Genomic DNA, 20,069 nt, shown 5'->3' with positions numbered 1-20,069 from the left:
TAGATTCGAAGGATGAGCGATTCCTCGGAACGAATCGACGTCGTCCTGCACCCGCACGTTGTTCGAGACCTCGGCACGGTCACCGACCTGGTGCAGTCCGCGCTCGCTGCGCGCGGCGCCACCGGCGAGGTCCACGTGTCGGACGACGTCTCCGTGGCATCCGGTGACGTGATCGTGGTCCCGGCCCCGGGCGGACGCGTCGACACGCAGGCGAGCGACCGGTGTGTGGTGCGTGTCGACTACGGCTACGTTGCGACGGACCTGTCGCCAGGGTTGCACTCGCACATCCGTGGCCGAGGGCTCGGCGGGCTCCGCTACGCAGTGGACAGAATCCACCATCACCGACTGCACCCGGCCACCGTCGAGTCGTACGGGGAGCACTCCGAACAGTTCGCCGAAGTGCGGGGGACGAGCGGGCCGGTCGTCGCCCTGATCCACGGCGGTTATTGGCGGGCACCGTGGCGACTCGACTCGCTCGACGCCGCGGCCATCGATCTCGCCGACCGCGGCTACACCACCTGGAATGTCGAGTACCGCACACCCGACGAGCACGGGTGGGAGACGACGGCGGCGGATGTCGCCGCGGCCCTGAAGCACGCTGGTGCGCAGGCCGTCCTCGGCCATTCGGCAGGAGGTCAGCTCGCGCTGCGCTGGGCCGCCGATGCCCGTCCCGCACTGGCCGTGAGCCTCGCCGGAGTCCTCGACCTGAAGATCGCCGACGACCGCGGCCTGGGTGACGGCGCGGTGCGCGCCGCCCTGGGCTCGCGGTACACGGATGCTCACGCGGAGTCGTCCCCCCGAGCGCGACTGCCACTCGGGGTTCCGCAGATCGTCGTGGTCGCGGCATCGGACGATCCGAATCTGAACGACATCGGCCGCGAGTACGCGGACGCTGCGCGCCGCGCGGGTGACGACATCGATCTCGTGGAGGGGCCGGGCGGGCACTTCGACGTCGTCGATCCACGGTCGGAGATCTGGCCTGCCATCGTGGAGCGGATCGAGGGACGTCTCCCCCGCTGATCGTCACTCGTGCGCGGTGTACTCCGCGTCGGTGACGGGGTCCATCCACACGACGACGTCGTGCTCGTCGTCGCCCTCGTTGATGGCGAGATGCACCATCAGACGATCCGGTGCGGCGCCGTGCCAGTGCACCTCGTCGGCCTCGAACAGCACGCGGTCGCCGGGACGGATGACCTCGACCGGCCCACCCTGCCGCTGGCACAGACCGACGCCCTCGGTGACGAACACCGTCTGGCTCAGCGAGTGGCGGTGCCAGTGCGTACGCGCCCCCGGCATGAAGTGGACCAGGTTGGCGGAGACCCGCGACGGGGTCGGAGCTGCGGCAACGGCGTCGATGTAGACGTCGCCGGTGAACCAGTCGGCCGGACCCTTGGTGGTCGCGATCGAGCTTCGGGTGATCTGCATGCGCGGTTCCTCTCGTCGGTGGTGCTGGTGTCGAGCATTCGCGGTGCCGGTCCACGGGGGAAGTCCCTGCGGAGGAGTGCCTCGGCAGGACACCCTCGGCCTTCTAGGTGAACAGGACGTCGACGATCGCAGCCTTGTCGGCAGCGCTCTGCGGGTGCGTCAACATGCCCTCGACCGCGAACACCACGACCTTGGTCCGCGCGTCGATCCGCTCCTCGGCGACGCCGACGTGGCGCAGTTCCTCCGCGACCAGCGCATCGGCCATGGCGTGGAACCCGTTGTGCCACTCGTCGATCGGAGCCGACACCGCAGCGCGGGCATGCACGGTGTCCACCAACCGGTGATAGCGCTCGAGTTCGGTCACCACCCACGTCAACCGTTCCTGCGGTGACGTCACCTCCAGCTCCGCGAAGCGCGTCAACGCCGTCGCCGTGATCTCGGTGAGGGCGGCGACGAGCAGTTCGTCCTTGTCGGAGAAGTACCAGTAGATGGTGTTGGGCGTGACGCCGGCGCTCTGCGCTATCCGGCTCAGCGGGGTGCCGTCGAATCCGGCCTCGACGAACAGGGCCGTCGCGGCGTCGACGATCTCGGCCCGTTTCTCTTCCCGATCCTGCGGACGTCTGTTCCGAGGCATGCGGTCACCCTATCTTGATGCTCGATCAAGACGCTGCTACGTTCTCTTGAACGTCAATCAAGAGGAGCCCGCATGCCTGACACCGTTCTCGACGACCTGTGGTTCGACTCCGGTTCCGATCGCTGCGCGATCTCGGTCCTCCGACCTGCCGGGCTCGACGGTTCCGCGCCGATCATCGTCATGGCCCACGGCTTCGGATCGGTGCGCGCGTTGCGTCTCCCCGCCTACGCGGACCAGTTCGTCCAGGCGGGCTACGTCGTCGCGCTGTTCGACTACCGGCACTTCGGCGACAGCGAAGGAACCCCACGGCAGCTCCTGGACGTGCGCAGGCAGCTCGAGGACTGGCGCAACGCGCTGGCCTTCGCCCGGCTACTCGACGGCGTCGACCCCGACCGCGTCGTCGCATGGGGCACCTCGTTCGGCGGTGGCCACGTCCTCACCCTGGCGGGCACGGGCGAACGACTGGCCGCGATCATCGCGCAGGTCCCGCACGTGGACGGCATCGCCGCCGTGCGCTCCGCGGGCCTGCGCCAGACCCTGCGTCTCGCACCGGCAGCCCTCTCGGACCAGATCCGGGCTCTGCTCGGTCGCGAGCCCCGCTACATCGACTCGATCGGCGAACCGGGTGCCGTAGCCGCCATGGTGTCGCCCGATGCCGCGGTGGGACGTGACCGCCTTCTCGACGCGTCGGGACTGCAGACCGGTGACTACCCCGAGACGGTCGCCGCCCGCATCCTGCTCCACATCGGCCTGTACTCACCGGGGAAGACCGCCGCGAACATTCAGTGCCCCGCCCTCGTCCAGATCGCCACCGAGGACGCCATCACTCCCACGGACGTCGCGCTGCGCACCGCACGAAAGATCCCGCGCGCTACCATGGTGACCTACGAGGGTGGTCACTTCGACCCCTACGTCGAGCCGCTCTTCCCCCGGATCATCGCCGACCAGCTGGCATTTCTGCGGGAGGCCGTGCCGATCCCGCGATGACTCACCGGGACTACTTGCGGCCGGGCGGCTGCAGGAACTTCATGGCGCCGCGCAGGACCGGCTCGGGCACCTTGTCCTTGGCCGACATCGCCTTGTCCATCACCTTGGTGCGCGTCTCGGTTCCGCGGCCGAACGCCTTGTTGAGCGCTGAGCCTTCGGCATCCATCTGTACGTGCAGCGGCGGAGCGCCGTCCTGCTGCGCGATCGCATTGCTGATGACGACGCGCTGGATCTCGCTGGTGCCCTCGAAGATGGTGTACAGCTTGGCGTCGCGGTACCACTTCTCCACCGGGTGGTCGGTGATGTAGCCCCACCCGCCCATCGTCTGGATCGCCCGCTCGGTGGAGGCCACCGCGACCTCGGTGGCGGCGAGCTTGGCCATCGACCCCTCGCCGCGTTCGAAGGCGACACCCGTGGCCGCCATCCAACTGGCGCGCCACGTCAACAGTCGTGCCGCGTCGATCCGCATCGCGAGATCCGCCAGTGGGAAGGCGATGCCCTGGTTGTCGATGATCGGCGACCCGAACGCCTCACGCTCGTTGGCGTACTTCGTCGCATACTCCAATGAGGCACGGGCGATTCCGAGGGCCTGAGCGGCCACCATCGGTCGCGTCTGCTCGAGCGCTCCGAGAGTGGCGGAGCGACCTCTGATCCCGGTCTTCTCCGCTTCACGGGCCTTGGCAAGCTTGTGCTCGAGCTTGTCGAGACCGCCCAGGAGGTTCGCACCGGGAATGCGGACACTGTCGAACTTCAGCTCCGCGGTGTGGGAAGCGCGGCACCCCAGCTTGTCGAGCTTGCGCACGAGTTCCAGTCCGGGGGTCCCGCCGGGGACGATGAACAGGGCCTGGCCCTTGTGACCGAGTTCCGGGTCCACATTGGCGTTGACCACATGCACGTCCGCGATGCCGCCGTTGCCGATCCACATCTTGTGGCCGTCGATGATCCAGTCGTCGCCGTCCTGCCGCGCGGTGGTCCGCAGGTTGCGAACATCGCTGCCGCCCTCGGGCTCGGAGATGGCGAGCGCCGCCAACTTCAGATCGTCGGGGGTGCCGAAGCACTGTGGAGCCCACTCGAGCATCTGCTCCGGCGTTGCCGCCTGGCCGATGGCCGACAGCGCGAGCGCCGGCATCACCACCGCGAGACCGATTCCCGCACAACCCCAGAACAGTTCCTCCATGAACACCGGCAGTGAGAGCCCGGTCGGATCACCGATGAGGTCGCGGTAGAACAACGGCGAGTAGAAGCCGGCACGGGCCGCTTCCTGCAGCACCGGCCACGGAAACTCCTGCTCCTTGTCGTAGTGCTGCGCGACGGGTCGCACCACGTTCTCGGCGAAGTCGTGAGCACGGCCGACCAGCTCGTGTTGGGCCGGTGTGAGCGTCAGATCGAAAGCCATGGTGTCCCCCCAGGACGTAGTTGCGCCGGGAGTACCCCGCCCCGGCGAGTGTTACACGTCACTCCGTTTCATCGGGCAATGCCTTCGCGAACAGTTGCGCGAGGTGCTCGCCGCGACGATCCGTGAGATCCGACAGCTGGGTGCGGCAGGAATAGCCGTCGGCCAGGATCGACGCGGTGTCCGCTGCCGACTGCACCGCCGGCAGAAGCTGCTGACCGGCGATGGTGACCGAGACGTCGTAATGCCCCTTCTCGACGCCGAAGTTCCCGGCGAGCCCGCAGCAACTACCGAGGCGCTGCACATCGGCGCCCGCTCTCTCGAGCAGAGCCGCGTCTGCGCCCCAGCCCATCACGGCGTGGTGGTGACAGTGCGGCTGCGCCACCACCTCTCGGCCGTTCAGGGACGGCGGTTCCCACCCGCGCTCGGTGAGCAGTTCGGCCAGCGTGCGGGTGGCATCGGCGACCGGCGCGGCGCGCTCCTTGCCGAGCAGTTCCGTTGCGTCGCTGCGAAGTACACCGGTGCACGACGGTTCGATACCCACGATGGGAACACCGCCGTCCGACGCCTCGGCCAAGGCGTCCACGGTGCGTCCCAGGATGCGCTTGGCGGCATCCAGTTGACCGGTCGAGATCCACGTGAGACCGCAACACTGCTGCTTCTCGGTCAGCCGGGGCCGGTAGCCCGCCGCCTCGAGCACACGCACCGTCGCCCGGCCCACCTCGGGCGTGAAATGATTGGTGAAGGAATCGACGAAGAGCACGACGGGATCACCGGTCGTGGGCCGGTGCGATTCGTGGAACCACTGCCGGAACGTCCTCGGGGCGAACTCAGGTATCGAGCGACGCGGATCGATGCCCGCCGCCCGCAGTGCCAGCGGACCCACACCCGGAAGCCGTGCCGCGGCGTTGACGGCGCGCGGCGCCCGAGCGGCGACAGCAGCCCAGCGCGGGAGCCACCCGAGCGAGTAGTGCGCCGCGGGGCGTAGCCGGTGTCGGTAGCTTTGGTGCAGCACCTCCGCCTTGTACGACGCCATGTCGACACCGGTCGGACAGTCCGAGGCACATCCCTTGCAGGACAAGCACAGATCCAGGGCATCGTGCACCTCGGGCGAGCGCCACCCGCCGGTGACATCGGTGCCGTTGATCATCTCCTGCAGCACGCGGGCGCGCCCGCGGGTGGAGTCCTTCTCCTCGCGGGTCGCCAGATACGACGGGCACATCACCCCGCTGGTGCCGGTGGTGTCCGCGCGGCACGTGCCGACGCCCGTGCACCGGTGCACGGCCTGACTGAAGTCGCCGCCGTCCTCGGTGTAGGCCATCGCGAGCAGCGTCCGAGGCTTCGCGGACGGGACACGGAGATCCGCATCGAGCGGTCGAGGATCCACGAGCACACCGGGATTGAGGATGCCGTCGGGATCGAACGCATGCTTGACGGCACCGAACAACGCGAGTGCGTCCGCCGAGTACATCAGCGGCAAGAGCTCACTGCGCGCACGGCCGTCGCCGTGCTCACCGGACAACGACCCGCCGTACCGCGCCACCAGCGTGGCGGCGTCGACGAGGAACCGGCGGAACACCCCTGTCCCGCCAGGCTTGTCGAGCGGCAGGTCGATACGCACGTGCAGGCACCCGTCACCGAAGTGCCCGTACGGCAGCCCGGTCACCCCGTACTGCGTCATGAGGTCGTCGAAGTCGCGCAGGTATCGGCCGAGCGATGCCGGCGGTACCGCCGCGTCCTCCCACCCGGCGTGTGCCGGCAACCCCGCGGGACTGCGCCCTGCGAGTCCGGCTCCGTCTGCTCGGATCTGCCACAGCCGGGCGGTGCGTTCCGCGTCGGTGACCACCAGGGAGTCGACCGCTCCGCAATCGCGTGCGACCGCGTCGGCTCGGTCCATGGCCTGCTCGCGGGTATCGCCGACGACCTCGACGAACAACCACGCGGCGCCGCCGGGAAGAGGCGGAACCGCATGCGGTCCGCGGCGTTCGCGGACGACGTCGACGATGCGCGAATCGATGCCCTCGCATGCGGTGGGCGTGAACGTCAGGACGGTGGGCGCGGCGTCACCGGCGGTGGCGATGTCCGGGTACCCGAGAACGACGAGGATGCGGAACGCAGGCTCCGTCACCAAGTCGACGGTGGCGCGCGTGGTGACCGCGAGCGTGCCCTCGCTGCCCACCAGCATCCGGCGGACGTCGAAACGGTTCTCCGGCAACAGGTTCTCCAGCGCGTAGCCGGAGACCTGGCGGCCGAACGTGCCGAATTCCGTTCGGACGGTTCCGAGTCCGCCGGAGACGATCTGCCGCAGCGCGTCGAGAGTCGGAGACGTGGTGTCCCTCGGCAGGTGCAGCTGCTCCCCGCTGCCCGTCACCACGTCGAGCGAGGAGACGTTGTCGGAGGTCCGGCCGTAGCCGAGAGTGCGCGAGCCGCACGCGTTGTTCCCGATCATGCCGCCGACGGTGCAGCGCGTGAAGGTGGACGGGTCGGGACCGAACCGCAGCCCGTGCTGCGCCGCTGCCTTTTGCACCACCGACTGCACCGCACCGGGTTCGACCGTCGCGGTGCGCGCCTCGGGGTCGACGTGGAGCACCCGGTTCAGGTGTCGGCTGACGTCGAGCACCACTCCGGTACCCACCGCGTTGCCGGCCACGGACGTGCCGCCGCCGCGCATGGTGAGCGGAACCCCGGTCTCGCGGCACACCGCGACGGCCGCCGCGATGTCCTCGGCGCTCCGTGGTCGAGCGACGACGAGCGGGTGCACGCGGTAGAGCGACGCGTCCGACGAATAGGCGGCGCGGGTCGTGCCGTCGGTGAGCACGTCGTCGAGGCCCGCGCGGCGCAGTGCGCGGGCGCAGTCCTCGGCGGAGATCACCGTGTCGACGCTACCGCTCGCGGTGGGCGGGGGTGTGGGGTTGGCGGCGTGGCGAACGCGTGGGTGCCGGCGGGTGGGTGCCGGCGGGTGGGTGCCGGCGGGTGGGTGCCGGCGGGTGGGTGCCGGCGGGTGGGTGCCGGCGGGTGGGTGCCGGCGGGTGGGTGCCGGCGCGCACTGCGCGGCAGTACGCGCATGACGTGGCCTGCGCACGGTGCTGGGCGGTGCGCGGATGGTGGTGCTCGCTTGTCCGCGCACGCTCCGGTCGGGTGCGCCGGTTGTGGTGAGCGGGGGTGCTGACGGTCGCGCGGATCAGGGTGTTGGTCGGCGCCGCAGACGCGCACCGTGCAGCAGTTCGCGCAGTCCGTGGCCTGCGCGCAGTGCTGGGAGCTGCGCGGCCAGCGGTCGCGGCGGATCCGAGCACCGTTCGGACACCCGCGCCGGTTGGACCGCGCGCGGCTGACCAGAACCCGCGCGGGTCGGCATGGGAACCGCCGGGCCGCTGGCCGCGTCCAAGTTCGAGTGCGATGGATTCGAGGTGGGGTGGCCGTGGCTGCGCTCGTGTTCTGCGGCGCCTGCTCCCCCGGCGTCTCGGGCGAACCCGTCGCGGAGCTGTGGGATCCGTGCACCATTCCGAGTGAAGCCGTAGCGGCGGCCGGGGTGAACCCGGAGATCGTCGATTCGGGTCAGTTCGATCAGGGAAACGATGAGTGGCGGTACTGCTCGTTCCGTCAGGACTGGTTCGTCTTGACCATTTCGTCGACGACCAACGCGGTATCGGAGTTCCGCGGAGACAGTCGATCCGTGAACGCAGAAGATATCGATGTCGGCGGGCGCCCAGCGCTCAGCTTCCAGCAACTGCCGGGAACGCTCGACGAGGCTTGCCACATCGCGTACGCATCTACCGCAGGGGCAATCGAATTCGCCGTGAGAAACGCGGGCGATCCATCAACTGTCGGCGACTACTGCGCGGAAGCCACACGCATTTCAGGCGCTCTCGAGAGCGCGACACCACCATGACCGGGGGCACCGTGACAGGGTTGAACGAGCTCGATATAACCACAGAGGCCGCAGAGCGATGTGCCCGTGCGTGCACAGAATTCGCCGAAGGCATCACCGCCGTGAGGTCGACCATCCAAGTGCAGGACTTCGCACAGGGCTTCGGCACCCTCCCCTCCGGCCTGGCGCTGGCGCGCAAGTACTCCGAGCTCGCGGTGGGCGGACCGGGGTCCTTGTCGACCATGCTCCAGGCGCACATCGCAATCGCGTCGTCGCTCGCCGACACCTTCACCGAGATGGGCCGGAACTACGAGTCCACCGACAATGAAGCCGCACAGAGCATCACACCAAGGTAGCCGTCACTTCAGAGCATCGAGGTCCGTCTTCAACAGCATCACGTTGTAGTCGGACCAGCGCGAGGCAGTGAAGTACAGGTCACGCCCACTCGACTTCGGGTGGATGTACGGGGCGTAGACGCCGCCGATGGTCTCCGCACGCCCGAGCAGAGTTTTCATCGGGCTCCACGGTCCCTGCGGATCCGTGGCGGTGCGGGCGACGATCGAGCCCTGGTTCTCGTCGCCGTAGAGCATCACGTACTTCTTCAGGTACGCATTCCACGAGACGCTGAGCTCGCTGACCGGTTCGTCGACGACCTTCTTGGAATCAGCGACATCGGTCGACCACGGGCGCGCGGTGTCACCGGTGGAGTACTCGTACTTCGTCAGGTCGAGGATGTCCGCCGGCTGTACGCGAGCCAGGAAGGCTGCACCGAAACGGCCATTGGGCGTTCCGAACTGGTAGAGCCACCCATCGGGCCCCTTGGCGTAGGCATTCATCTGGAATCGCCCGTTGGCCTGATTGACCTGCGCGACGTTGGGAATGGTGACGTCCCTGTTGACGCGAATGGTCCTCGGGTCCGTGGTCCAGCTCTGACCGTTGTCCTTCGACGTCGCGATGGCCGAGAAATTGGTGACCCACCGGCCGGGCGCTCCCCAGCTCTGCACGGACATGTAGTTCAGGTACTGCACACCGTCGATCGCGATGGCTGCAGTCGGGATAGTGGTCACCTCGATCTGCGGCAACCGCAGCGTCGGGACGATCTGCTCGGCATAGCGAGGCGTGGCCGGCAGAACGACGGAGCCGGAAGCGCTGTCACCGGGCACTGCGTCGGGGACGGTGATGCCGTCGGCCAGGTTGCCGTCGCTCGACCGCAGCAGCAGGTTGTTGCGCCACTGCTGCCCGTTCACCGAGCAGTTGCCGAAGGAGTCACCGAACGCCATGAGCGTCTGACCGGCGCCGTTGTCCCAGCTGATACCCAGATCGGTGCCCGAGATACCGAAACGGTCGTAGGTGTTGTTGGCGCTGAGCGGACCGGTCACCCACCCGACCGACTGCGTGTTGCCACTGCGGATCGGGGCGAGCGGCTGCTGAGACCCGCGTGGATTGCCGCCATTACCGCCGCCGCTCGAACCGCTGCTCCCGAAGAAGCCGCCCAACAGCGAGGAGCCCGGGCCACCGAGGCCACCGCAGGGTTCTGCCGACGCGACCGGTGCCGACAACACACCGAGACTGCTGGCGACCAACGTCAGCGCGGCCCCCACCGCGATCTGCCGACTTCGTGCTCGCATACTCCGACCCCCACCGATCGACTGTGTGACTCACGTGACTCGTGTGACTGATGTGGTGAGTGTTACCGAAATGTGGGCATGCCGCAACACAAGCACGTGTCGGTACTTGACAAATGAGAATTACACGGTGGGGATTCCAGCGCCACAGAATGAGAGCGGCCGGTGCGCCCCCGACGGACGCACCGGCCCCGAGGCACACGTCGGTCCGCGACCTCCGAACCAGTGTGCCCGTCAGTCCGAGCGCTATGCCGAGTCCAGAGTCACACGCGTCTCGCGTGCACGCTGTCCAGCACCAGGAGAGCCGCACCCTGCACGACGACGGCGGCACCGTGCCCGGAGGACTGCTCCGGCGTCACCCTCCCACCGAAGGTCGGCCGGTGGTACACGAGATGCGCGCCCAGGGCGACGTAGACGACGTCGAGTCCGGTATTGATCCACAACGTCTTCCGCAGCTTGTCGGCCGTCACCTCGGTGGACCGGGCCGCCCCGATCCCGGCGATGGCGAGATCGATGGCGCCCCAGCCCGCGGTCTGAAGTCCGAAAGCACGGACGGCGGGAGAGCCGCCGCCCAGCGCTGCGGCGGCACCGACCGCGACACTGCCGCCGCCCCACCAGAGAAGTCGTCGACCGAGATCCTTCGCGACACGCTGTGCTGACGTCATGGACACCAGTGTGCCCACTCCAGCGGTCAGACGATGCCGGTCTCGTGCAGGGTGCGCACCTCGTCGTCGCTGAGACCGAGCTCGGCGAGCACGGTGTCGGTGTCGGCACCGTGGGGGCGGCCGGTGTGGCGGATGCTGCCGGGGCTCTCCCCCATGCGCCACATGACGTTCTGCATACGCACCGGCCCGAGATCGTCGTCCTCGACGGTGGTGACCATCTCGATGGCGTTGACCTGCGGATCGTCGAGCAGCTCGCTGGGCTTGTAGACAGGGGCGACCGCCGCGCCGGCCTCCTCGAATGCCGCGATGACCTCGTCGCGCGTGCGCTCGGCGATCCACCCACCGACGTATCCGTCGAGCAGGTCGGCGTGGGCCGCGCGCTGACGGCCCGTGGCGAACCACGGCTCGTCGAGAACCTCGGGGTGACCGACGAGGCGGAGAACGCGCTCGGCGATGGAGTTGGCACTGGTGGAGATGGCCAGCCAGTGCTCGTCCTTGGTCCGATAGAGGTTGCGGGGCGCGTTGTTGCTCGACCGGTTACCGGTGCGCTCCTGGTCGATGCCCAACTGGTCGGCGTAGATGATGCCGGGCCCGACCGCCGTCATGATGGGGCTCAGCAGATCGAGATCGATCTGCTGGCCCTTACCCGTCTTCGTCCGGTGCAGCAGGGCCATCGACACCGCCGACGATCCCGCGATGCCGGCCAGCGAATCCGCCAGACCGAAGGCGGGAAGCGTCGGCGGCCCGTCGGCCGAGCCGGTGAGGTGGGCGAACCCGCTCATCGACTCGACCAGGGTGCCGAACGCCGGCCTCGTCGAGTAGGGCCCGGTCTGGCCGAAACCGGTGACGCGCAACAGGATCAGACCCGGATTGATCTCGGACAGCACGTCGTAGCCCAGGCCCCACTTCTCGAGGGTGCCCGGCCGGAAGTTCTCCACCACCACGTCGGCGTCCGCGACGAGCTTGCGGAAGACGTCGGCCCCCTCGGGCTTGCCGAGGTTCAGCGTCATGCCGCGCTTGTTGCGGCTGACCATCGTCCACCACAACGGGTGCCCGTCCTTGTCCAGACCGTGCCCACGCATGCCGTCCGGCTTGGTGGGGTGCTCGATCTTGACGACGTCGGCACCGAAGTCGCCGAGGATCTGGGCGACCAGCGGACCCGCGAGGATCGTCGACGCGTCGAGAACGCGAATCCCCTCCAGGGGCCCGGTCACTTGTAGGGCCTGTGCAGGTAGCGGCCGGTCGGCTCCCCCGCGACAGCGCCGTTGTCGAGGACGCGGTGGCCACGCACGAACGTGTCGGTGACCTTCGCGCCGAGTTCGAAGCCCTCGAAGGGGGTGTACTCCTGCGTGGACTCCGAATCCTCGGGACGCACCGTCCACGTGTGATCGGGATCGACCAGTGCCAGGTCGGCGTCCATACCGACGGCGATCTCGCCCTTGCCCGGAAGTCCGTAGCGACGAGCGGGATTGAGCGACGTCAGCTCCGCGATGCGGCGCCAGCTGAGTCCGCGCTTGCGGCCCTCGCTGACCAGTCCCGGCAGCAGGTACTCGGCGCCACCGAATCCCGACTTGGCCGCGAAGATGTCGCCGCGGTCCTCGGCGAACTTCTTCTCGTCCTTGCAGCACGCGTGATCGCTGACCACCCAGTCGATGTCGCCGCCGAGCAGGTGCTCCCACAGGGCCTCGACGTCGTCGCGCGGGCGCAGCGGCGGGTTGACCTTGCCGCCCAGTCCGTAGGCGGTGTCGATGTCGGCGAGCAGGTGACCGATGGTCACCTCGCGACGGAAGTTCACGTGCGGGAACGCCTTCGCCATCCGCATCGCGGCGGTGAGGGCCTTGCGGGAGGAGAGGTGCAGCAGGTTGATGTTGGGCAGCTGCGTCTCGTCGGCGAGGAACGACGCGATGGTGACCGCGAGCCCCTCGGAGTGCGGCGGACGCGAGGCGCTGTACGCCGCGAGGCCGGTGAGCGTTCCCTCCTCCTCGACGAGCTTGGTGTAGGCGCTCATGATCTCGGCGGTCTCGCAGTGCAGCGAGAGCGAGATGTGATCGGCCTTGTCACCGAGCTGCTCCCGTGCGGCCTGGATGCCGCGCATGACGAACTCGAAGTGCGCGAGGTCGTAGCGCTCGCCCTCCGGCGTCATGAGGAATTCGCTCTGGTCGGTCGAGCGCCCGTGCAGCCCGTGGCTGCCGTAGAACATGAAGATCTTGAACGACGTCACACCGTGATCGGTGATGAGCGAGGGGATCTCGGCGATGTGCTCCTTCGACATCGGCGCGAGGTGGTACGCGTAGTCGACGAACGGCTTGCCCTCGGTGGCCTCGAGCACCGTCGGGAACACATCGGCGTACGAACCACCGGTGTTCATGTAGTACTGACCGGTGCGCATGTAGGACAGCGAGGTGGTGACACCGCCCTGCACGCAGGCCCTGGACTCGGTGTAGGCGTCCTCACCCAGCGGGTTGTAGATGCCCCAGTGTTGGTGCGCGTCCACCACTCCGGGGAAGGCGACCTTGCCGGCGGCGTCGACGACGGTGTCGGCGCTCGACGGATCGATCCCCGCCTCGATGCGGGTGAACTTCCCGTCCTCGATCAGCAGGTCGAGGAATTCGCCGTCCTCGGGATGATCGGCGCCCGGACGTACGACTAGGGCATTGGTGATCAGAAGCTTCGTCATGACAATCCTTCTCTAGTGATGAGTACCGGCCACGACATCTGCGGCCAGATAAGCGAGTCCGAGTGCGGGCAGTAATCCGTTGCCGGCGAGGTACCCCGCGGCGCCGTGGCCCGAGATGCCCATCGCGGCGCCGCCGGAGGCGAACAGTCCCTCGATCGCGGTGCCGTCGGGTCGCAGGACCCTAGCGTTCCCGTCGACCACGAGGCCGCCCTGAGTGTGGAACAGCGCGGGGACGATGCGGATCGCGGCGTACGGCCCGGTGAGCTCGTGCTCGAACGAGGTGCGCCCGTGCGGGTCCGACTCCTCACCCCGCGCAAACCTCTCGACGGCCGCGAGTTCGCCGACGACGGCATCGGCGGGGAGCCCCAGCGCGTCGGCCAGCTCTGCCGGCGTGTCCGCCCACACTACGGCGCCCGAATCGACCGTCTGACGAAAGTCGGTGAACGACAGGCACTTGTCGTGGATGTCGCGGTCGATGACGATGACGCCCTCGGACTCGGGGCGGGCCGCGAGATGGGCGGCGTACTCGGAGTAGCCCGTCGTCTCGTCACCGAAGCGTCGCCCCGTGAGGTCGAGGACGACGCCGCCGTGCATGACGGTGGCCCACCCGACCAGGGTCGACGCCTTCTTCGACAGCGCCGCATGCCCCTGGTACGCATCGAGATACGCGGTCGCGGCGCCGAGACGGTCACCGATGGTGAGCGCGTCTCCGCGGGAGTGCTCGCTGCCGTGGTAGCGAGCCTGCGCGATCTCGGGGACGTGGGTGACGACCCGCTCGTGGTCGCCGCCGTACCCGTTGGTGGCCAACAGCACCGCGTCGGTGGGAATCGTCTCGGTCGACCCGTCCGGGAGCGTGATCACCGCGGCGGTGACGCGGCCGTCGTCGACGCGGACGTCGGTCAGCCGGGCCGGTGCCAGAACGTCGATACGCGGCTCCGCCGTCACCGCGCGGACCAGGTGCTCGAGCAACACGCTTCCGTGCCGACCCTCGACGGTGTGGCAGCGCAGTGCCGAGTGACCGGGGTAGGCGAAATCGGTGACCAGCGACAGCGGCACGTCGAGGTGATCCGCCATCCATTCGACCAGAGGCGCACTCACCCGGGCGAGGGCTCCGGCGAGCTCCGCGTCGGCCGTGCCCTTCGTCTTGCGGAGCACGTCCTCGACGAACGTCTGCGGGGAGTCCTCGATGCCCGCCTCACGCTGCCAGCGAGACCCCGCACCGGGAATCATGGCCGTCGACATCGCGGTGTTGTTGCCGCGCTTGAAGTGGTCGCTGGCCTCGACGACCAGCACGTCCAGTCCGTGCTCGGCGGCACGCAGCGCGGCGATCAGTCCGCCGCCGGCACCGGCGACGATCAGATCGGGTCCGTCCGCGCTCACGATGCCGGCTCCAGCTCGTCGCGCAGTGCGAGCAGGCGCAGTGCGGTGGCCGTGGGATCCACGACCAGCGGTGTGGTTCGCGGCCCGGTGAGATCGACCGCCGAGCACGCGTTGATGGCCACCGAACACGTCAGCGCACGAGCGTGGACGGTGACCGCGTCGGCCCAGGCCCGCGAGTCCGCGATGTCGTCGAACGACAGGTCCATGACGACGGTCGGCTCGGCGGCGATGCCGTAACCCGCCACGCGGCGGTCGAGTTCGGCCGCGATGGCGGCATTGCGGGCGAGGGCGCCCAGGCGGTGGCCCTGCGAGGCGTAGAACGACGCGGTGAGTCGCGTCAGTCCGTACAGGGGGCGCTCGAAGGAATCCGCCTCCTCCGCACACGGATCGAGCACGCAGTCGGGCAGGTACCCGTCGAACTCGTACGGATCGGACGCGCGGAAGGCGGCGGCCAGTGCCACTTCGGACGCTCGGACGTCGGCCTCGGTGTCCAGCGCGCGCGGAGCATCGGGACCGATGTTGCGCAGGACGACGGACACGCCCGCCGGGCTCAGTGCGTCGTACCGCTCCTGACGTCGCCGGAACTCGGCGAAGTCGACATGGATGGGGGTGTATGCGAGCAATCGCACGGGGAAACTCCTGACGAGAGGTGCGGCATCAGATGCCGAGGTACGCAGCCTTGACGCGATCGTCGTGGGCGAGCTCGGCTCCCGTACCGGTGAGCACGATGGATCCGCTCTCGATGACGTAGGCGCGGTCGGAGATCGCGAGTGCCTGTGCGGCGTTCTGCTCGACGATCAGCACCGTCACCCCGGTCTCGCGGATCCGCACGATGGCCTCGAGGACCTCGGCGGCGAGCTTCGGCGCCAGGCCGACGGACGGTTCGTCGAGCGTGAGCACACGCGGCTTCGACATCATGGCGCGGCCGATGGCCAGCATCTGCTGCTGACCGCCGGACATGGTGTCCGCGCGCTGGGTCCGCCGCTCGGCGAGAATGGGGAACAGATCGAAGACGCGGTCGAGCGACTCCTTCGTGGACCCGCGCTTCTGGGTGTACGCGCCCATCTCCAGGTTCTCGGAGACCGGCAGCGAACCGAAGAGTGCGCGGTCCTGGGCGACATGCACCAGCCCCGACCGGACGATGCGATCGGCGCGATTGCCACTGATATCGTTGCCGTCCAACATGATGCGGCCCTTGCTGGGCGTGACCAGACCCGACAGGGCGCGAAGCGTCGTGGTCTTGCCGGCGCCGTTGGCTCCGATGAGAGAGACGATCTCGTCCTTCTCCAGATGCATCGTGACACCGTGCAGGATCTCCAGTCGCCGGTAGCCGGCGTGCAGATCGTCGATCTCGAGCATCATGCGGTCTCCTCACCCAGATAGGCCTCGACGACGCGGTGGTCCTCGATGACGGTGCGCGGATCCCCCGCTGTGAGGACCGCGCCCTCGTGCATGACGACCAGGCGCTCGGACAACGCCATGACCGCGGCCATGATGTGTTCGACGAACAGGACGGTCTGCCCGCCGCTGTGCAGGGAGCGCAGCAGCTCGATCATCGGCGCACGTTCCGCCGGAACGAGTCCCGCGAGCACCTCGTCGAGCAGGACCACCCGCGGTTCCATGGCAAGAGCGCGGGCCAGCTCCAGGCGCTTCAGCCCGGCCGTCGACATCGTCGACACCGTCCCGCCCACCTGGTCGGAGAGCTGCACCCGGTCGAGTACCTCGAGAGCGTGCCGACGCGCGTCCTTCCGCGACTTACGCTTGGACAGTGCGGCGATGGTGACGTTCTCGAGAACGGACATCGACTCGAACGGCCGCATCAACTGGAACGTACGCACCAGACCTGCGCGGGCGATGCGGTCCGCGGGCCACCCCGTGATGTCGGTGCCGTCGAAGATCACCCGACCCGACGTGGGCGGCTGCTCGCCGGCCAACAGCGAGAACAGGGTGGTCTTGCCGGCGCCGTTGGGGCCGATGATGCCGAGAAACTGCTCGTCCGGGACGTCGATGCTGACGTCGCGCACCGCGTGGATGCCCGAGAACGACTTGCTGAGATTCTCGATACTCAGGACGCTCACTTGCGCCACCTCTCGCGAATCGTGCCGAAGATCCCCTTGGGCAGGAAGATCACGATCAGGATGAGAATCACCGAGTAGACCGCCACGTCGAGTCCGATGGATCCCTGGAGGAACTCGAGGAATGCGGGCGGGTTGCGCAGCAGCTCGTTGATGAGCTCCGACAGCGGCCCGATGACCGCGGCGCCGAGCACCGGTCCCCAGATGGTCCCGATGCCGCCGATGACGGCCGGGACGATGGCCTCGACGGACACCGCGGATCCGAACGCCTGCTCGGGGCCCACGAAGAAGTAGTACTGCACGTAGTACACGCCGGCCACGGCCGTGAGGGCGCAGCTCGCCGCGACCGCGATGAGCCGGTACTTCATCGTGTCGATGCCGAGAGAGGCTGCCGCGGTGGCGTCGTCACGGATCGCCTGCACGTACTGCCCCGGCCGGGACCGGACGTAGAAGATGGTGCCCAGCACAGCGAGCGCCAGGATCACCAACGGGATCCACAGGTAGTTGGCACTGCCCTTCTCGAACTGCAGCATCCACCACGAATCACGCGGCAGGATCGGCACGTTGAAGCCCTCGGTCTTGTTGAAGACCTCGAGGTTCTGCACGAGCAGCAGGAACATCTGCGCGAAGGCGAACGTCGCCAGGGCGAAGTACGACCCTGCCAGCCGGTAGCGCAGGCAGAGGTAGGCGATGGTGGTGCCCACCGCGGCGGACACCACGGCGCCGACGAGCATGGAGATCCACGGCGAGATGCCGTGCTCCACCAGCAGATACGCACCGGTGTACGCGCCGATGCCGAAGAACGCCGCGTGACCGAAGCTGAACATGCCGCCGAAGCCGCTCATGAGGTTCCAGCCGACCGCCATGATCGCGAAGATCAGCGTCCGGACCGCGACCGTCTGCGCCTGCTCGCCGAGCACGAGCGGGAACGCGGCGACGACCACGAACCCGATGACGAGCGTGAGCAACTGGCGTCGCAGCCAGGAGTCCTTCAGCCGCGTGTCGGACGCGGAGTCCGTCGAGACATCCGTCGTGGTGGTCATCGGCGTCCTCCGTACAGACCTTCGGGCTTGAGAAAGAGCACCATGACGAACACGGCGAAGACGAGGATCAACGATCCGGTACCGGGGAGGTACAGGGCGCCGACCGTCTGGACCAGACCGATGACGATGCCGCCGACCATGGCTCCGACCACACTGCCGAGACCGCCCAGCACCACGATGACGAAGGCGAGAATCGTGAACTGCTCGCCCACCGACGGGGTGAGAGACGTGAACGGTGTCATCAGACCGCCGGCGACGGCCACGCAGGCCGCGCCGATACCGAACGTCAGCGCGTAGACACGGCCGATGTCGACTCCGACGAGCTTGGCACCCTCCGAGTTCGACGCCACCGCGCGGATCGACAACCCGAGGCGCGTGCGTTCGAGCACCGACTTCAGCGCGATCGCCACGACCGCGGCACCGACGAACGCGAGCACCCGAGGCCAGGCCGCGACGGTGCCGAGGATCGAGATCGATCCGTCCACGGGTGCCTCGACCGACTTGGGCCGACCACCGAAGACCATGAGGAGCACGTTGATGATGAGCAACGACAACCCGAGGGTCACCAGCAGCGGCCCCTCGTGGCTCCCGCCGATGGTGAGCTTGGTGAGCAGGGTGGCCTGCACGATCATGCCGAACACGAACATGACGGGAACCGCGAGAAGCGTTGCCACGTAGACGGGCAGCCCCGCCGTCGACAGCGCGTACACGATGTACATCGCCAGGGTGAGCATCGCGCCCTGGGCGAAGTTCACGATGCCGAGCACACCGAAGATGAGCGTCAGGCCGACCGAGATCAGCGCGTAGACCCCGCCGAGCAGCAGACCGGACACGATGGCCTGGCCGACCAGGCCCTGGTCCTTGCCGCCGACGAAGAAGATGACGGCGAGGATCACGACGAGCGCTCCTCCGACGGCGACACCGGGATTCACGGCGCGCCGGGTCTTCTCCGTGGCCGCGCTCTCGGCGACGACCGTCACCGGCCCGCTCCCGCGGGGAACTCGATGGCCTCGGTGGCGAACTCGTCCGGGAAGACCTGGGTGACCTGGCCGTCGCGCACCTGCATCACGATGACCGTCGCGTTGGAGTTCTGACCGGTCTCGTCGAACTGGATGGGACCGGAGAAGGCGAGCAGCGGATCGTCGATGGTGACTCCGGAGATGGCCTCGCGCAACGCTTCCGGATCCGCGTCGGCACCGTCCTCGAGCCCGGCCGCGATGACCTCGACGGCCTGGTAGGACAGCATCGCCGCCGTCTCCATCGGACGGCCGTACTTCTCCTCGAAGCGCGAGCGGATGTCGTTGACCCGATCGCTGGTGGCGTCGAAGTGGTAGTTGGCGGACAGCACGCCCTCACCGGCGGTGCCGGCGGCAGCCGGGAAGGAACTGTCGTCGAAGGCGCCGTTGGCGATGCCGTAGACACCCTTGACGTTGACGTTCAACTGCTCGACGGCCTTCGCGATGAGCAGACCGTCCGGGTAGTAGCCCGTGGCGACGATGACATCGGGATTCGAGACCGCGGCCTCGCGCACCTGCGTCGTGGCGTCGGAGAAGTTGGTGGCCGGGTACGTGATCTCCTGCACCGAGGAGATGCCCTGGTTCGCGGCCTCCTTCTCGAAGGCGTCGAACACACTGTCACCGAAGGAACCCTCGATGTGCAGGTAGGACACGCGATCGATCGGCTGGCCGGTCTGCTCCTCGATGGCCGCGAGCGCCTTGGCGCCGTCGGTACCCATGCTGGAGGCGTTCGGCTGGATCCGGAACGCGTACTGGTAACCCTGGTCGAGGATCTTGTCGTCGACCGCGACGTCGATGACCAGCGGCACCCGCGAGCGCTCGGCGACCGACGCGACGTTCTGCGTCACGTCACTCTGATAGGTGCCCACCAGGGCGACCGCGCCGTCGTCGATCAGACGCTGCGCCTCACTCTGGCCGACCTCCGCCTTGCCCTGACTGTCACCGGTGACGAGTTCCAGTGGACGCCCCTCGAGCGAGGAGATGCCGCCGGCACCGTTGATGTCCTCGACGGCCAGTGCGGCACCGTCGTTCATCAGTCCACCGACACCGGCCAGCGCACCGGTGGTGGGGTGCACGGATCCGATCTTGATGGGACCCGAACCGTCCGATCCGGACGAGGATCCACACGCAGCCGTGCCCAGAAGGGCCACTGCGGCGAGCACGCCTACGACTTTTCTCATGATTGGATCTGCCTTCCGCGCCGATCGAGGCGCCGAGTCTCGGGAAACCGTGTGACCGAAGGACACGGCCTGTGTTCCGCTCAGCGCACCACTTAGTGGG

19 protein-coding genes are annotated in these 20,069 nt (G+C 68.1%); 4 read left to right on the top strand and 15 right to left on the bottom strand.

All coding sequences use genetic code 11. The features are described 5' to 3' along the window. The first annotated feature begins 12 nt into the window (after nt 1-12). The gene (locus HQ325_RS15010; protein ID WP_222630604.1) at nt 13-1,020 is read left to right on the top strand and encodes an alpha/beta hydrolase; all 1,008 of its coding nucleotides are present in this window, start codon (nt 13-15) and stop codon (nt 1,018-1,020) included. A 3-nt stretch (nt 1,021-1,023) separates the two neighbouring features. Here HQ325_RS15010 and HQ325_RS15005 read toward each other — a convergent pair whose 3' ends face one another. Together HQ325_RS15005 and HQ325_RS15000 are read right to left on the bottom strand one after the other, a co-directional pair. Further along, the gene (locus HQ325_RS15005; RefSeq protein ID WP_222630602.1) at nt 1,024-1,425 is read right to left on the bottom strand and encodes a cupin domain-containing protein; all 402 of its coding nucleotides are present in this window, start codon (nt 1,423-1,425) and stop codon (nt 1,024-1,026) included. 103 nt (nt 1,426-1,528) lie between these two features. Next, a complete protein-coding gene (locus HQ325_RS15000; protein WP_222630601.1) occupies nt 1,529-2,059 on the bottom strand; it encodes a TetR/AcrR family transcriptional regulator in 531 nt (176 codons plus the stop codon). A 72-nt stretch (nt 2,060-2,131) separates the two neighbouring features. Between HQ325_RS15000 and HQ325_RS14995 the strand changes: the two genes are divergently transcribed. Then, entirely contained in the window at nt 2,132-3,046 is a 915-nt protein-coding gene (locus tag HQ325_RS14995) for an alpha/beta hydrolase (protein WP_222630600.1), read from the top strand. Nucleotides 3,047-3,056: 10 nt separating this feature from the next. On the opposite strand, the gene HQ325_RS14990 is transcribed toward HQ325_RS14995, so the two are convergent. Then, nucleotides 3,057-4,442, bottom strand: coding sequence for an acyl-CoA dehydrogenase family protein (locus HQ325_RS14990; RefSeq protein ID WP_222630599.1), 1,386 nt, complete (start codon nt 4,440-4,442; stop codon nt 3,057-3,059). A gap of 58 nt (nt 4,443-4,500) precedes the next feature. Further along, on the bottom strand, nt 4,501-7,311 hold the full coding sequence (locus HQ325_RS14985) for an FAD-binding and (Fe-S)-binding domain-containing protein (protein WP_222630598.1): 2,811 nt from the start codon (nt 7,309-7,311) through the stop codon (nt 4,501-4,503). Between the two features lie 546 nt (nt 7,312-7,857). On the opposite strand from HQ325_RS14985, the gene HQ325_RS14980 reads away from it, so the two are divergent. Both HQ325_RS14980 and HQ325_RS14975 read left to right on the top strand, forming a co-directional pair. Next, a complete protein-coding gene (locus HQ325_RS14980) occupies nt 7,858-8,328 on the top strand; it encodes a DUF3558 family protein (protein WP_222630597.1) in 471 nt (156 codons plus the stop codon). Between the two features lie 119 nt (nt 8,329-8,447). Next, nucleotides 8,448-8,663: a hypothetical protein gene (locus HQ325_RS14975; RefSeq protein WP_222630596.1), complete on the top strand. Its 216-nt coding sequence runs from the start codon at nt 8,448-8,450 to the stop codon at nt 8,661-8,663. A 3-nt stretch (nt 8,664-8,666) separates the two neighbouring features. On the opposite strand, the gene HQ325_RS14970 is transcribed toward HQ325_RS14975, so the two are convergent. The 11 genes from HQ325_RS14970 to HQ325_RS14920 form a co-directional block, all read right to left on the bottom strand. Then, on the bottom strand, nt 8,667-9,935 hold the full coding sequence (locus HQ325_RS14970; protein ID WP_222630595.1) for a DUF4185 domain-containing protein: 1,269 nt from the start codon (nt 9,933-9,935) through the stop codon (nt 8,667-8,669). A gap of 260 nt (nt 9,936-10,195) precedes the next feature. Next, a complete protein-coding gene (locus HQ325_RS14965; protein WP_222630593.1) occupies nt 10,196-10,597 on the bottom strand; it encodes a hypothetical protein in 402 nt (133 codons plus the stop codon). 26 nt (nt 10,598-10,623) lie between these two features. Further along, nucleotides 10,624-11,811: a CaiB/BaiF CoA-transferase family protein gene (locus tag HQ325_RS14960; protein WP_222630591.1), complete on the bottom strand. Its 1,188-nt coding sequence runs from the start codon at nt 11,809-11,811 to the stop codon at nt 10,624-10,626. After that, on the bottom strand, nt 11,808-13,274 hold the full coding sequence (locus tag HQ325_RS14955) for a dihydroorotase family protein (RefSeq protein WP_222630589.1): 1,467 nt from the start codon (nt 13,272-13,274) through the stop codon (nt 11,808-11,810). Before HQ325_RS14955 ends, HQ325_RS14960 begins: the two co-directional genes overlap by 4 nt. A 12-nt stretch (nt 13,275-13,286) precedes the next feature. Beyond that, entirely contained in the window at nt 13,287-14,654 is a 1,368-nt protein-coding gene (locus HQ325_RS14950) for an FAD-binding protein (RefSeq protein WP_222630587.1), read from the bottom strand. Next, on the bottom strand, nt 14,651-15,283 hold the full coding sequence (locus tag HQ325_RS14945) for a hydantoin racemase (protein WP_222630585.1): 633 nt from the start codon (nt 15,281-15,283) through the stop codon (nt 14,651-14,653). The genes HQ325_RS14950 and HQ325_RS14945 overlap by 4 nt, the downstream gene beginning before the upstream one ends. Nucleotides 15,284-15,311: 28 nt before the next feature. Next, a complete protein-coding gene (locus HQ325_RS14940; RefSeq protein WP_027504758.1) occupies nt 15,312-16,016 on the bottom strand; it encodes an ABC transporter ATP-binding protein in 705 nt (234 codons plus the stop codon). Continuing rightward, nucleotides 16,013-16,732 carry an ABC transporter ATP-binding protein gene (locus tag HQ325_RS14935; protein ID WP_197027740.1) on the bottom strand — a complete coding sequence of 240 codons (720 nt, stop codon included), beginning with the start codon at nt 16,730-16,732 and terminating at the stop codon, nt 16,013-16,015. Before HQ325_RS14935 ends, HQ325_RS14940 begins: the two co-directional genes overlap by 4 nt. Further along, complete coding sequence (locus HQ325_RS14930; protein WP_056442070.1) at nt 16,729-17,772, bottom strand: branched-chain amino acid ABC transporter permease; 1,044 nt, start codon at nt 17,770-17,772, stop codon at nt 16,729-16,731. Before HQ325_RS14930 ends, HQ325_RS14935 begins: the two co-directional genes overlap by 4 nt. Then, entirely contained in the window at nt 17,769-18,752 is a 984-nt protein-coding gene (locus HQ325_RS14925; RefSeq protein WP_027504755.1) for a branched-chain amino acid ABC transporter permease, read from the bottom strand. The genes HQ325_RS14930 and HQ325_RS14925 overlap by 4 nt, the downstream gene beginning before the upstream one ends. Continuing rightward, a complete protein-coding gene (locus HQ325_RS14920) occupies nt 18,749-19,969 on the bottom strand; it encodes an ABC transporter substrate-binding protein (RefSeq protein ID WP_027504754.1) in 1,221 nt (406 codons plus the stop codon). The genes HQ325_RS14925 and HQ325_RS14920 overlap by 4 nt, the downstream gene beginning before the upstream one ends. Between the last annotated feature and the right edge of the window lie 100 nt (nt 19,970-20,069).

Origin of the sequence: Rhodococcus sp. BP-349, from assembly GCF_019835845.1 — a bacterium.
GTDB lineage: Bacteria > Actinomycetota > Actinomycetes > Mycobacteriales > Mycobacteriaceae > Rhodococcoides.
This window is presented reverse-complemented; position numbering and strand designations above follow the sequence as displayed.

Coding starts and splice junctions, on each gene's coding strand:
- HQ325_RS15010 (WP_222630604.1), top strand. CDS start 13: ATGAGCGATTCCTCGGAACGAATCGACGTCGTCCTGCACCCGCACGTT.
- HQ325_RS15005 (WP_222630602.1), bottom strand. CDS start 1,425: ATGCAGATCACCCGAAGCTCGATCGCGACCACCAAGGGTCCGGCCGAC.
- HQ325_RS15000 (WP_222630601.1), bottom strand. CDS start 2,059: ATGCCTCGGAACAGACGTCCGCAGGATCGGGAAGAGAAACGGGCCGAG.
- HQ325_RS14995 (WP_222630600.1), top strand. CDS start 2,132: ATGCCTGACACCGTTCTCGACGACCTGTGGTTCGACTCCGGTTCCGAT.
- HQ325_RS14990 (WP_222630599.1), bottom strand. CDS start 4,442: ATGGCTTTCGATCTGACGCTCACACCGGCCCAACACGAGCTGGTCGGC.
- HQ325_RS14970 (WP_222630595.1), bottom strand. CDS start 9,935: ATGCGAGCACGAAGTCGGCAGATCGCGGTGGGGGCCGCGCTGACGTTG.
- HQ325_RS14965 (WP_222630593.1), bottom strand. CDS start 10,597: ATGACGTCAGCACAGCGTGTCGCGAAGGATCTCGGTCGACGACTTCTC.
- HQ325_RS14955 (WP_222630589.1), bottom strand. CDS start 13,274: ATGACGAAGCTTCTGATCACCAATGCCCTAGTCGTACGTCCGGGCGCC.
- HQ325_RS14940 (WP_027504758.1), bottom strand. CDS start 16,016: ATGATGCTCGAGATCGACGATCTGCACGCCGGCTACCGGCGACTGGAG.
- HQ325_RS14930 (WP_056442070.1), bottom strand. CDS start 17,772: ATGACCACCACGACGGATGTCTCGACGGACTCCGCGTCCGACACGCGG.
- HQ325_RS14920 (WP_027504754.1), bottom strand. CDS start 19,969: ATGAGAAAAGTCGTAGGCGTGCTCGCCGCAGTGGCCCTTCTGGGCACG.